General features: G+C 55.5%; 12 protein-coding genes and 2 tRNA genes. 3 read left to right on the top strand and 11 right to left on the bottom strand.

Annotated elements, in window-relative coordinates:
* Positions 1-20 precede the first annotated feature (20 nt).
* Positions 21-1,496, bottom strand: coding sequence for a ketol-acid reductoisomerase (gene ilvC, locus E3U32_RS11720; RefSeq protein WP_134348935.1), 1,476 nt, complete (start codon positions 1,494-1,496; stop codon positions 21-23).
* Between the two features lie 152 nt (positions 1,497-1,648).
* On the opposite strand from ilvC, the gene ilvY reads away from it, so the two are divergent.
* Positions 1,649-2,539, top strand: coding sequence for an HTH-type transcriptional activator IlvY (gene ilvY, locus E3U32_RS11715; protein WP_134348934.1), 891 nt, complete (start codon positions 1,649-1,651; stop codon positions 2,537-2,539).
* A gap of 33 nt (positions 2,540-2,572) precedes the next feature.
* Here the strand turns inward: ilvY and ilvA are convergent, their stop codons facing one another.
* The 7 genes from ilvA to ilvL all read right to left on the bottom strand — a co-directional run bounded on the left by ilvA (position 2,573) and on the right by ilvL (position 9,124).
* Positions 2,573-4,117, bottom strand: coding sequence for a threonine ammonia-lyase, biosynthetic (ilvA, locus tag E3U32_RS11710; RefSeq protein WP_134348982.1), 1,545 nt, complete (start codon positions 4,115-4,117; stop codon positions 2,573-2,575).
* A gap of 2 nt (positions 4,118-4,119) precedes the next feature.
* Positions 4,120-5,970 carry a dihydroxy-acid dehydratase gene (gene ilvD, locus E3U32_RS11705; RefSeq protein WP_134348933.1) on the bottom strand — a complete coding sequence of 617 codons (1,851 nt, stop codon included), beginning with the start codon at positions 5,968-5,970 and terminating at the stop codon, positions 4,120-4,122.
* Positions 5,971-6,031: 61 nt separating this feature from the next.
* Positions 6,032-6,961, bottom strand: a complete 930-nt coding sequence (gene ilvE, locus E3U32_RS11700) for a branched-chain-amino-acid transaminase (protein WP_134348932.1) — start codon at positions 6,959-6,961, stop codon at positions 6,032-6,034.
* Positions 6,962-6,979: 18 nt separating this feature from the next.
* Positions 6,980-7,243: an acetolactate synthase 2 small subunit gene (gene ilvM, locus E3U32_RS11695; protein WP_059354681.1), complete on the bottom strand. Its 264-nt coding sequence runs from the start codon at positions 7,241-7,243 to the stop codon at positions 6,980-6,982.
* Positions 7,240-8,886 (bottom strand): acetolactate synthase 2 catalytic subunit, encoded by a 1,647-nt coding sequence (ilvG, locus tag E3U32_RS11690; protein WP_134348931.1) that lies wholly within the window; start codon positions 8,884-8,886, stop codon positions 7,240-7,242. The genes ilvM and ilvG overlap by 4 nt, the downstream gene beginning before the upstream one ends.
* Positions 8,887-8,888: 2 nt before the next feature.
* On the bottom strand, positions 8,889-8,939 hold the full coding sequence (gene ilvX / locus E3U32_RS23695) for a peptide IlvX (RefSeq protein ID WP_166792073.1): 51 nt from the start codon (positions 8,937-8,939) through the stop codon (positions 8,889-8,891).
* 86 nt (positions 8,940-9,025) lie between these two features.
* The gene (ilvL, locus tag E3U32_RS11685; RefSeq protein WP_001311244.1) at positions 9,026-9,124 is read right to left on the bottom strand and encodes an ilv operon leader peptide; all 99 of its coding nucleotides are present in this window, start codon (positions 9,122-9,124) and stop codon (positions 9,026-9,028) included.
* A 341-nt stretch (positions 9,125-9,465) separates the two neighbouring features.
* Here ilvL and E3U32_RS11680 point away from each other — a divergent pair, with 341 nt between their 5' ends.
* Positions 9,466-10,986 (top strand): YifB family Mg chelatase-like AAA ATPase, encoded by a 1,521-nt coding sequence (locus E3U32_RS11680; RefSeq protein ID WP_134348930.1) that lies wholly within the window; start codon positions 9,466-9,468, stop codon positions 10,984-10,986.
* A 26-nt stretch (positions 10,987-11,012) separates the two neighbouring features.
* On the opposite strand, the gene E3U32_RS11675 is transcribed toward E3U32_RS11680, so the two are convergent.
* Positions 11,013-11,351 (bottom strand): DUF413 domain-containing protein, encoded by a 339-nt coding sequence (locus tag E3U32_RS11675; RefSeq protein ID WP_134348929.1) that lies wholly within the window; start codon positions 11,349-11,351, stop codon positions 11,013-11,015.
* A 118-nt stretch (positions 11,352-11,469) separates the two neighbouring features.
* Between E3U32_RS11675 and hdfR the strand changes: the two genes are divergently transcribed.
* Entirely contained in the window at positions 11,470-12,291 is an 822-nt protein-coding gene (hdfR, locus tag E3U32_RS11670) for an HTH-type transcriptional regulator HdfR (protein WP_134348928.1), read from the top strand.
* Positions 12,292-12,390: 99 nt separating this feature from the next.
* On the opposite strand, the gene E3U32_RS11665 is transcribed toward hdfR, so the two are convergent.
* Together E3U32_RS11665 and E3U32_RS11660 are read right to left on the bottom strand one after the other, a co-directional pair.
* Positions 12,391-12,466: transfer RNA gene (locus E3U32_RS11665), tRNA-Trp, on the bottom strand.
* Between the two features lie 52 nt (positions 12,467-12,518).
* A tRNA-Asp gene (locus E3U32_RS11660) sits at positions 12,519-12,595 on the bottom strand.
* Between the last annotated feature and the right edge of the window lie 127 nt (positions 12,596-12,722).

Raw genomic sequence — 12,722 nt, 5'->3', positions numbered from 1 at the left:
AGCGCCACCCGACAAGGTTGTTAACCCGCTACCGCGATGCGCTTCATATCGGTCATGTAGCCACGCAATTTGTGACCCACTTTCTCGATCTGGTGACCGCGAATCGCTTCGTTCACATCGCGCAGCTGCGCGTTATCCACGGCACCTTCTGCAATCGCCTTGCCCAGATCGCCCGTCTGAAGGGTGGTCATAAACTCTTTCAGCAGCGGTACGCAGGCGTAAGAGAACAGGTAGTTACCGTATTCTGCGGTATCAGAGATAACCACATTCATTTCGTACAGACGCTTACGGGCGATGGTGTTCGCGATCAGCGGCAGCTCGTGCAGTGATTCATAGTACGCAGACTCTTCAATGATGCCGGAATCCACCATGGTTTCGAACGCCAGCTCAACGCCTGCTTTCACCATTGCGATCATCAGCACGCCTTTATCGAAGTACTCCTGCTCGCCGATTTTACCTTCATACTGTGGCGCGGTTTCGAACGCGGTTTTACCGGTCTCTTCACGCCAGGTCAGCAGGTTTTTATCGTCATTCGCCCAGTCTGCCATCATACCGGAGGAGAATTCACCGGAAATAATGTCGTCCATATGTTTCTGGAACAGCGGTGCCATGATGGTTTTCAGCTGTTCAGACAGCGCGTAAGCACGCAGTTTTGCCGGATTGGACAGACGGTCCATCATCAGCGTAATACCGCCCTGCTTCAGCGCTTCGGTGATGGTTTCCCAACCGAACTGAATCAGTTTTTCCGCATAGGCCGGGTCGGTGCCTTCTGCCACCAGCTTGTCAAAGCACAGCAGAGAGCCCGCCTGCAGCATACCGCACAGAATGGTCTGCTCACCCATCAGGTCAGATTTCACTTCTGCGACGAAGGAAGATTCCAGTACACCCGCACGGTGGCCGCCGGTCGCCGCTGCCCATGCTTTGGCAATTGCCATCCCTTCGCCTTTCGGATCGTTTTCCGGGTGAACCGCGATCAGGGTCGGCACACCAAAACCACGTTTGTACTCTTCACGCACTTCTGTACCCGGGCACTTCGGTGCAACCATCACTACGGTGATGTCTTTACGGATCTGCTCACCCACTTCAACGATGTTGAAGCCGTGGGAGTAACCCAGCGCCGCGCCGTCTTTCATCAGCGGCTGTACGGAACGCACAACGTCTGAGTGCTGTTTGTCTGGCGTAAGGTTAACCACCAGATCCGCCTGCGGGATCAGCTCTTCGTAGGTGCCCACTTTGAAGCCGTTTTCGGTCGCTTTACGCCAGGAAGCGCGCTTCTCAGCAATCGCTTCTTTTCGCAGGGCGTAGGAGATATCCAGACCGGAGTCACGCATGTTCAGGCCCTGGTTCAGACCCTGTGCGCCACAGCCGACAATGACCACTTTTTTACCCTGAAGGTAGCTCGCGCCATCGGCAAATTCGTCGCGCGCCATGAAGCGGCATTTGCCCAGCTGCGCCAGCTGCTGGCGCAAGTTCAGTGTATTAAAGTAGTTAGCCATGGGTGATACCTCGTGATGTTGTGTGTCTTATTGTTCGGTTCGCGTTTCAGCGAGAATGTACCCACATTACAACAGGAAATTTATTGCGGAAATTGATATATTCACAACATCATGTTGCAATTTTTGCAATATAAAAAGAGGGAGTGGAATCGGTGGATTTACGCGATCTGAAAATGTTCCTGCACCTGGCGGAAAGCCGTCATTTTGGCCGCAGCGCCCGGGCGATGCACGTTAGCCCCTCCACGCTTTCACGCCAGATCCAGCGCCTTGAGGAAGACCTCGGCCAGCCGCTGTTCGTGCGCGATAACCGTACCGTCACGCTCACGGAAGCGGGTGAAGAACTGCGCATTTTTGCCCAGCAGACGCTGTTGCAGTACCAGCAACTGCGGCACTCGATTGACCAGCAGGGGCCGTCACTTTCCGGCGAGCTGCATATTTTCTGCTCCGTGACCGCCGCCTATAGCCATCTGCCGCCCATTCTCGACCGCTTCCGCGCGGCGCATCCGTCGGTTGAAATTAAGCTCACTACCGGCGACGCCTCCGACGCAATGGAAAAAGTGGTGACGGGCGAAGCGGATCTCGCCATTGCCGGGAAACCCGAAACTCTGCCGGGGGCGGTGGCGTTCTCGATGCTGGAGAATCTGGCAGTGGTGCTGATCGCGCCGGCGCTGCCCTGCCCGGTGCGTAACCAGGTGTCGGTGGAAAAGCCGGACTGGTCGGCGGTGCCGTTTATCATGGCCGATCAGGGACCGGTGCGCCGTCGCATTGAGCTGTGGTTCCGCCGTCAGAAAATCAGCAACCCGTCGATTTACGCCACGGTCAGCGGCCATGAGGCGATGGTGTCGATGGTGGCGCTGGGCTGCGGCGTGGCGCTGCTGCCGGAAGTGGTGCTGGAAAATAGCCCGGAACCGGTGCGCAATCGCGTGATGATTCTGGAGCGCAGCGACGAGAAGACGCCGTTTGAGCTTGGCGTGTGTGCACAAAAAAAGCGGCTGCATGAGCCGCTTATTGATGCGTTCTGGCAGATATTGCCGAACCACTAAAGCCGGGTGGCGCTGCGCTTACCTGGCCAGCCCTTAGCCTGCGAGGAAAAAGCGGAAGGCCGGGTTATGGGTTTCGTCGTGACACTCATAGCCCAGCTCGTTCAGTCGCGTTTCGAAATCCGGCTCGTGCTCGCCCAGTTCAAACGCCGCCAGCACGCGGCCGTAGTCGGTGCCATGGCTGCGGTAGTGGAACAGAGAGATGTTCCAGTGCGTGCCCAGCGTGTGCAGGAATTTGAGCAACGCGCCCGGCGATTCCGGGAACTCGAAGCTGAACAGACGTTCCCGGAGCGGCTTCGATGGACGCCCGCCGACCATGTAGCGCACGTGCAGCTTCGCCATCTCGTCGTCAGAGAGATCGACCACGCTGTAGCCGCCCTCATGCAGCAGGTTGAGGATCTCTTTGCGCTCCTCCACGCCGCGGCTCAGACGCACGCCGACAAAAATGCAGGCATCTTTGGCATCGGCAAAACGGTAGTTGAACTCCGTCACCGAGCGACCGCCCAGCAGCTGGCAGAACTTGAGGAAACTGCCCTTCTCTTCCGGAATGGTCACCGCCAGCAGCGCTTCACGCTGTTCACCCAGCTCGCAACGCTCGGAAACGTAGCGCAGGCCGTGGAAGTTGACGTTAGCCCCTGAAAGCACGTGCGCCAGGCGCTCGCCGCGAATGTTGTGCTGGGCGATGTATTTCTTCATCCCCGCCAGCGCCAGCGCGCCGGAGGGTTCCGCTACCGCACGAACATCTTCGAACAGATCTTTCATCGCCGCGCAGATGGCGTCGCTGTCGACGGTAATGATGTCGTCGAGATATTCCTGGCACAGGCGGAAGGTTTCATCGCCGATGCGTTTCACCGCCACGCCTTCGGCAAACAGCCCGACGCGCGGAAGGTCTACCGGATGCCCGGCATCCAGCGCCGCCTTCAGGCAGGCAGAGTCTTCCGCTTCAACGGCGATGACTTTGATCTGCGGCATCAGCTGTTTGATCAGCACTGCGACACCCGCCGCGAGGCCGCCACCGCCGACCGGCACAAATACGCGGTCGAGATGGGCATCCTGCTGCAGCAGTTCCAGCGCCAGCGTGCCCTGGCCGGCAATCACCATCGGGTGGTCGAACGGCGGCACCCAGGTGAAACCCTGCTGCTGCGCCAGCTCAATCGCTTTGGCTTTCGCTTCGTCAAAATTGGCGCCGTGGAGCAGTACTTCGCCGCCGAACCCGCGCACCGCGTCGACTTTAATATCCGCGGTAGCAACAGGCATCACGATCAACGCCTTCAGCCCCAGACGTGCTGACGAGAACGCGACGCCCTGAGCATGGTTACCCGCAGAAGCGGTAATCACGCCGCGCGCTTTTTGCTCATCGGTCAGCCCGGCCATCATCGCGTAGGCCCCGCGCAGCTTGAAGCTGTGCACCGGCTGACGATCTTCGCGCTTCACCAGAATCACGTTATCGAGACGCGAAGAGAGTTTTTCCATTTTCTGCAGGGGTGTAACCTGCACGGCTTCATAGACCGGTGCGCGCAGCACCGCCCTGAGATATTCCGCCCCCTCAGGGGCGGCGGATAAGGGTTGCGACTCGGCCATCATTAGCCCCCAAGTTTAGATTTATCGCGCACCGCGCCTTTATCTGCACTGGTGGCAAGGCTCGCGTAAGCACGCAGGGCGAAAGAGACTTCGCGTTGGCGATCTTTTGGTGTCCAGGCTTTGTCGCCGCGCGCTTCCTGCGCTTCACGACGAGCCGCAATCTCCTGGTCGCTCAGCTTCAGCTGAATACCACGATTCGGAATATCGATTTCGATCAGGTCGCCATCTTCGATGATCGCGATGTTGCCGCCGCTTGCCGCTTCTGGCGAAACGTGGCCGATGGAGAGACCGGAGGTCCCACCGGAGAAACGACCGTCGGTGATCAGCGCACAGGCTTTACCGAGGCCCATCGATTTCAGGAAGGTGGTTGGGTAGAGCATCTCCTGCATGCCCGGGCCGCCTTTTGGCCCTTCGTAGCGGATGACAACCACGTCGCCTTCCACCACTTTGCCGCCCAGGATGGCTTCTACCGCGTCGTCCTGACTTTCGTACACTTTTGCCGGACCGGTGAATTTCAGGATGCTGTCATCTACGCCTGCGGTTTTTACGATACAGCCATTTTCCGCAAAGTTACCGTACAGCACGGCCAGACCACCGTCTTTGCTGTAGGCATGTTCAAGAGAACGGATACACCCTTCGGCGCGATCGTCATCCAGGGTATCCCAGCGGCAATCCTGGGAGAATGCCTGAGTGGTACGAATGCCCGCCGGGCCGGCGCGGAACATCTTTTTCACTGCGTCGTCTTTGGTCAGCATGACGTCGTATTGGTCCAGCGACTCCGGCAGCGTCAGGCCGAGCACGTTTTTCACGTCACGGTTCAGCAGCCCGGCGCGATCCAGCTCGCCAAGAATACCCAGCACGCCACCGGCACGGTGAACGTCTTCCATATGGTATTTCTGGGTACTTGGCGCGACTTTACACAGCTGCGGCACTTTACGGGACAGCTTGTCGATATCGCTCATGGTGAAGTCGATTTCGGCTTCCTGCGCGGCGGCCAACAGGTGCAGAACGGTATTGGTGGAGCCGCCCATGGCGATATCAAGCGTCATCGCATTTTCAAACGCCGCTTTGCTGGCGATATTGCGCGGCAGCGCGCTGGCGTCGTCCTGCTCGTAGTAGCGCTTGGTCAGCTCAACGATGCGTTTGCCGGCATTGAGGAACAGCTGTTTACGGTCGGCATGGGTCGCCAGCAGCGAGCCGTTGCCCGGCTGAGACAGGCCCAGCGCTTCGGTCAGACAATTCATGGAGTTCGCGGTGAACATCCCGGAACAGGAACCGCAGGTCGGACACGCAGAACGTTCCACCTGATCGCTTTGCTCGTCGGACACTTTCGGGTCCGCGCCCTGGATCATCGCATCGACCAGGTCGAGCTTGATGATTTTGTCGGAAAGCTTGGTTTTACCCGCTTCCATCGGGCCACCAGAAACGAAGATTACCGGAATGTTCAGACGCAGGGAGGCCATCAGCATCCCCGGGGTGATTTTATCGCAGTTGGAGATACAGACCATCGCATCAGCGCAGTGGGCGTTAACCATATACTCCACCGAGTCAGCGATCAGCTCACGCGACGGCAGTGAATAGAGCATGCCCCCGTGACCCATCGCGATACCGTCATCCACCGCAATGGTGTTGAACTCTTTCGCCACACCGCCGGACGCTTCGATTTGCTCGGCAACCAGCTTACCGAGATCGCGCAGGTGCACGTGGCCCGGCACAAACTGAGTGAAGGAGTTCACCACGGCGATAATAGGCTTGCCAAAATCGGCGTCGGTCATCCCGGTGGCGCGCCACAGCGCGCGGGCACCCGCCATGTTACGGCCGTGGGTGGTGGTGGCGGAACGATACTTAGGCATGCTTTATTTACTCCCGTCTGACTATTTAAATGGGACGGTGCGTGCCGTCCCAAATTTATATTTAGTGATTAACCTGATCCAACCAGCCGTATTTATCTTCCGTTTCGCCAGTAAAGAGGCCGAAGAAGGCTTGCTGAATGCGTTTGGTAACCGGACCACAGCGGCCTTCACCCACCTGAATGCCGTCTACGCTGCGAACCGGCGTGATTTCAGCGGCGGTACCGGACATAAAGACTTCATCCGCCAGGTAGAGGGACTCGCGGGAAAGGACCTGCTCGCGCACTTCGATACCCAGATCTTTCGCCAGCTTGATGATGGCATCACGGGTGATGCCCGGCAGCGCCGACGAGGTGAATGGCGGCGTGAACAGGATGCCATCTTTCACTTCAAACAGGTTTTCACCTGCGCCTTCGGAGATGTAGCCATTCACATCAAGCGCGATACCTTCCTGGTAACCGTGACGGCGCGCTTCGCTACCGACCAGCAGAGAAGAGAGGTAGTTACCGCCCGCTTTAGCGGCGGTCGGGATGGTGTTTGGCGCGACGCGGTTCCAGGAAGAAACCATTGCGTCGATCCCCTGCTCCAGGGCTTCTGCACCCAGGTAAGCCCCCCACGGGAACGCGGCAATGATCACATCGGTGTTGTAACCAGCTGGCGGGTTAACGCCCATACCGACGTCACCCACAAAGACCAGCGGACGAATATAGGCGCTGGTCAGATTGTTTTTACGGATAACATCGCGGCAGGCTTCCATCAGCTTATCAACGCTCTGAGAAACCGGGAAACGATAAATTTTGGCTGAGTCATGCAGACGCTGCATGTGTTCACGATGACGGAACACCACTGGCCCTTTGTGAGAATCGTAGCAACGGATCCCTTCAAAGACAGAAGTACCGTAGTGCAGCGCGTGGGACATCACGTGGACTTTCGCGTCCTCCCAGCGAACCATCTCACCATTGAACCAAATGTAATCAGCTTTTTTTGTCGTCATTTTCTCTTCCTGTCACGCTTAAGCGCGGATTTGTTGTGATGTGGTTGTGCTCTGGCAGATGGCAACATGGGCAACGTCTACCAGCTTTGATAACTGACTAAACAGTAAGTCGACCGGGCGCGGGCTGGCAACGGTTAATTCGATACTGATGTTCCGGGCGTCGGTGGCCGTCTCCATATTCATAGAGCAAATCTGAAAGCCACGATGACGGACCACGCGCAAAACGCGTTCTAAGGTTTCCGGGTTGAAGCGAGCCTGTACGGCGACCTGATGCTGCATCATGATAATTTCTCCATCATTTGTGAGTTACTGGCACCAGGCGGTACCAACGGCCAGACGTTCTCGAGTTCGTCGATTGAGACATGAAGCAGGTAAGGCCCATCGCTGTTCAGCATGGTGTCGAGCGCCGCTTCAACCTGATCTTTGCGGGTGATGTGCTGACCAGGGATGCCAAAGGCGCTGGCCAGGGTGAGGAAATCGGGGTTATCGGTGAGAGTTGTTTCGCTGTAACGCTCCTGGAAGAACAGCTGTTGCCACTGGCGAACCATCCCTAAACGCTGGTTATCGAGCAAGACGATCTTCAGCGGTAACTGTTTGCGCTTCACGGTGCCGAGCTCCTGGACGTTCATCATGAAGGAGCCGTCACCGGAGATACAGATAACGGTATCGTTCGGGCGGGCGACCTGCGCACCAACTGCAGCAGGTAAGCCGAAGCCCATTGTGCCTAACCCGCTGGAAGTGATGAAGTTTTCCGGGCGGGTGTAGGTCATGTGCTGTGCGGACCACATCTGATGCTGGCCTACGTCGGTGGTGACGACGCTGTCAGCCGGTTTACGCTCGGACAGCTGCTTCAACAGCAGCGGCGCGTAGATGGCCTCGCCGGGATGGTCGTAATGCCAGGCGTGCTCGGCGCGCATGTCTGCGGTGTGCTGACGCCACGCGTCGATATCCAGCGGCTGTTGCAGTGCCGGTAACAACGCGTTGAGATCGCCCTGCAGCGCGACGTGCGCCTGACGCAGTTTGTTCATCTCCGCCGGGTCGATATCCATATGAATAACTTTGGCATTCGGCGCAAAGGTATTCAGCTTGCCGGTAACGCGGTCGTCAAAACGAGCACCCACGGCGATGAGCAGATCGCACGCCTGCACCGCCAGGTTTGCCGCTTTGGTACCGTGCATCCCCAGCATGCCCAGATAGTATGGGTAATCCGCGTCGACAGCACCAAGACCTTTCAGCGTGCAGGTGGCAGGCATTTGCGTCACCGCGATAAATTCACGCAGGGCAGGAACAGCCTGCGCCATGCCTACTCCACCGCCGACGTACAGCATCGGCTGTTTCGCCTGAGAGATCATCTGACGCGCTTCTTCAACTTCCACATGCGGAAACGCATTGTCGCTTTCAACGGTGGAGAAATGCGGTTCCAGATCGCCGAGGGCTACCTGAATATCTTTCGGGATATCAACCAGAACCGGGCCAGGGCGGCCAGAATTCGCGACTTCAAATGCTTCCGCCATCACGCGCGGCAACTCTTCCAGAGACTGGACGAGGAAGCTGTGTTTGGTGCAGGCCAGTGATAAGCCGAGCACGTCTACTTCCTGGAAAGCATCGGTGCCGATGAACGGAGACGCAACCTGACCGGTGATAGCGACAACGGGAACGGAATCCAGCAGCGCATCAGCCAGACCGGTGATCAGGTTCGTTGCCCCCGGGCCGGAGGTGGCCATGCAAACGCCAGTTTTGCCGGTGGCGCGCGCATAACCGATCGCCGCCATTGCTGCGCCCTGCTCGTGTCGGCACAACAGGTGCTCCACGCCGCCGTCATACAGTGCATCGTAAATCGGCATAATTGCGCCACCCGGATAACCGAATACTGTTTCGACTCCCTGTGCGCGCAACGCATGTACTACCCACTGTGCCCCATTCATAGTTAGTTCCCCGTCATAAATCGGGAGAAACAGAATTTTGTGCTAGTCGTCATTCTCTGCTCCTCATTTACGTTTTTTTGTCATAAAAAAACCCCCGGACCTTTCGGTGCGGGGGTCTTAGTTCGTTAAGGCTTGATTTCTAAGCCTTTCCTCGTCCAAGTGCAGCCCCGCACGGTGGGATAATAATCACCACCACGCTAATCACGACCAGGCTAATCACTCGTAGAAGGGCTGTCATTTTCAGTTCTTTTTGCATCTTGTTCGAAGGAATACCTAAAGAGTTATCACAGTTTTTAAATCAAATACAAGATTTATTTATGACGGATTTGATTAGGCAGCAAATCATATTTCTTAAAACCGTTGTTTTATATACGGAAATTAGAAAATGAATATTTTTCATTTTTTTACTGCAGTTCTCACCATCAAAACGAGGCTTTTTACATTCTGCGAGGTGGTTTCCACGTTTATGTAATGGTTTCACTACGCTCTTAAAATCTCTGAACAGGCTGCGTAAATTCGCAAAATGAGGCTAAACAGACAAAACAGGCACTGGCATAGTCACCCCAGGAGGTAGTGCAAATGTCACTGTCAGTTGTTTATACGCGTGCGGCTCTCGGGGTAAAGGCACCGCTTATTTCCGTAGAGGTTCATTTGAGTAATGGGTTACCCGGACTCACGCTTGTCGGGTTACCTGAAACGACGGTTAAAGAGGCCAGGGATCGCGTTCGTAGCGCAATAATAAATAGCGGTTATACCTTCCCCGCGAAGAAGATCACCATCAACCTTGCCCCTGCCGACTTACCCAAAGAAGGGGGACGATACGATTTACCTATCGCAATTGCCCTTCTCGCGGCTTCTGAGCAGCTTAATACAACCAGGCTAGGCTCGTACGAGTTCGTTGGCGAACTCGCGCTCACAGGCGCGTTAAGAGGCGTTCCCGGTGCGATATCGGGAGCGCTGGAAGCCATACGAGCAGGGCGGCAAATCATTGTTGCCAATGAAAACGCATCAGAAGTGAGTCTTATCGCCGAGAAGGGGTGCCTCATCGCGGGGCATTTACAGGAAGTTTGTGCCTGGCTGGAAGGGCGTCATGAACTGTCCGAGCCGGAGGAGTGTGATGATGTTATAGCAAGTGCCCCAGAGGATCTCAGCGAGATAATGGGACAGGAGCAAGGGAAACGGGCACTGGAGATTACGGCTGCAGGTGGACACAATCTTCTGTTGATTGGCCCACCGGGTACGGGTAAAACAATGCTGGCAAGCAGGTTGAGTGGGTTGCTTCCACCGCTCAATAATCATGAAGCGCTGGAAAGCGCCGCCATATATAGCCTGATCAGTTCTACTTCGTTGCAAAAACAGTGGCGCCGTCGTCCTTTTCGTTCCCCACATCATAGCGCTTCACTGACGGCAATGGTCGGCGGAGGGTCTATTCCCGGGCCGGGTGAGATCTCACTGGCACACAATGGCATTCTGTTTCTTGATGAGCTGCCCGAGTTTGAGCGCCGCGTGCTGGATGCGCTGAGGGAGCCCATTGAATCCGGCGAGATACATATCTCTCGCACGCGCGCCAAAATAAGCTATCCCGCGCAATTTCAGCTGGTCGCGGCGATGAATCCCAGCCCAACGGGTCACTACCAGGGTAACCATAACCGCTGTACGCCAGAGCAGACGTTGCGCTATCTGGGGAAGTTATCCGGCCCGTTCCTCGACCGTTTTGATTTATCCCTCGAAATCCCCCTTCCCCCGCCGGGCCTGCTCAGGCAGACGGGCATAACGGGTGAAAGCTCAGCGGATGTACGTGAGCGGGTGATTGCAGCCCAGACGCGACAATACGCTCGTCAGAACAGGCTGAATGCACGGCTGGATAATGCCGGGATCCGGCAGTTTTGTTCTCTTAACATTGAGGATGCGGGATGGCTGGAGGAAACATTGACGCGGTTCGGGCTGTCCATACGTGCGTGGCAGCGTTTGTTGAAAGTGGCCAGAACCATTGCTGACGTGGAGGGGTGCACTGACATTGAGAGAAGACATTTGCAAGAGGCACTGAGCTACCGCGCTATCGATCGTTTACTGCTGCATTTGCAGAAATTGCTGGCATAAAAAAAGGGGCCGTAGCCCCTTTTTTATTAGTCGTCAGACTCGGTGTAGTCTTCTGCACCTTCCATCTGCGGCTTGCCGCCAGACAGCGTATGGAAGCGCTTAGGACGCTTAATGCGAGCCATATACTTGATCCATACACGTTCAGCTTCAGACTGTGGCTCACGCTCACCACGGCAAACAGATACAAACTGTTTTTCGTCTTCGGTGGTTGGTTCACGCTTACCCAGATCCAGCTCGTTAAAGGCATAACCATGGCGCTCAAGCAGTTGAGCTTCTTTGATGGTGAAATCGCCGTGACGAGAGAACCCGCGCGGATAATGTTTATTGTCGAAAAAACGATTAGTCGTCGTAAAGCTTTCCGCCATCCTACACGCTCCTAATTCTTTGGCCGAGCTATTTATGGCGCGGAGTATTAGTTACGCTTGACAGAGTGTAAAACAAAACATTTAAATCATAACGACAAATAATTTTGCGGAGAAAGATGTGGATACGGAATTGCTAAAAACTTTCCTTGAAGTGAGCAGAACGCGCCACTTTGGGCGAGCAGCTGAAGCCCTTTACCTGACGCAGTCGGCAGTCAGTTTTCGTATTCGACAGCTGGAAAATCAACTGGGTGTGAATCTTTTTACCCGCCATCGCAACAATATCCGCTTAACGCCTGCCGGTGAGAAACTGCTCCCGTACGCAGAAACGCTGATGAATACCTGGCAGGCAGCACGCAAAGAGGTTGCACATACGTCGAGGCACAATGAGTTTTCGATAGGGGCCAGCGCTTCCCTGTGGGAATGTATGCTAAGTCAGTGGCTTACCAGGCTGTATCATTCTCATGGTCAGTTGCAGTTTGAAGCCAGAATTGCACAACGGCAGTCGCTGGTTAAACAACTTCATGAGCGCCAGCTTGATCTTCTGATCACGACTGAAGCCCCCAAGATGGATGAATTTAGCAGCCAGATTGTTGGTCAGTTTGGCCTGGCTCTTTATGCCTCTGAACCTTCAATGATGAAGACAGACCTGACCTATCTGCGCCTGGAATGGGGGCCAGATTTTCAGCAGCATGAGACGGGATTGATTGCACCTGATGATGTTCCACAGTTAACGACCAGCTCTGCGGAGATCGCTTGTCAGCAGCTGTCCCTGCTGAAAGGTTGTACCTGGTTACCTGTTCGCTGGGCAGACACCAAAGCGGGGCTGCATACCGTGATGGATTCCACCACGCTTACCAGGCCGCTGTATGCAATTTGGCTACAAAACAGTGACAAGCAAACCCAGATAAAAGATCTGTTAAAAATCAATGTAATGGATTGATACATCAGCCAGCAGGGATGCTGGCTAAAAATAAAGAAGAGGGTTTTTTCCAGTATTTCAGGCAAAAAAAAATCCTTTGCCGAAGCAAAGGATTGTATATGGCAGGGGCGGAGAGACTCGAACTCGCGACACCCGGTTTTGGAGACCGGTGCTCTACCAACTGAGCTACGCCCCTAAAGTTTTTACCATTAAGCCTGCCAGTAAGGCAGGCTTAATGTCTTAATAAGTGGCGGAACGGACGGGACTCGAACCCGCGACCCCCTGCGTGACAGGCAGGTATTCTAACCGACTGAACTACCGCTCCACCGAAGACTGCTGTAACCACCGGATTTATGCACCGGCTTACTACTTAATTTGATGCCTGGCAGTTCCCTACTCTCACATGGGGAGACCCCACACTACCATCGGCGCTACGGCGTTTCACTTCTGAG

The sequence above is a fragment of the Lelliottia nimipressuralis genome (genome assembly GCF_004402045.1).
In the GTDB taxonomy this organism is placed as follows: Bacteria; Pseudomonadota; Gammaproteobacteria; order Enterobacterales; family Enterobacteriaceae; genus Enterobacter; species Enterobacter chinensis.
This window is presented reverse-complemented; position numbering and strand designations above follow the sequence as displayed.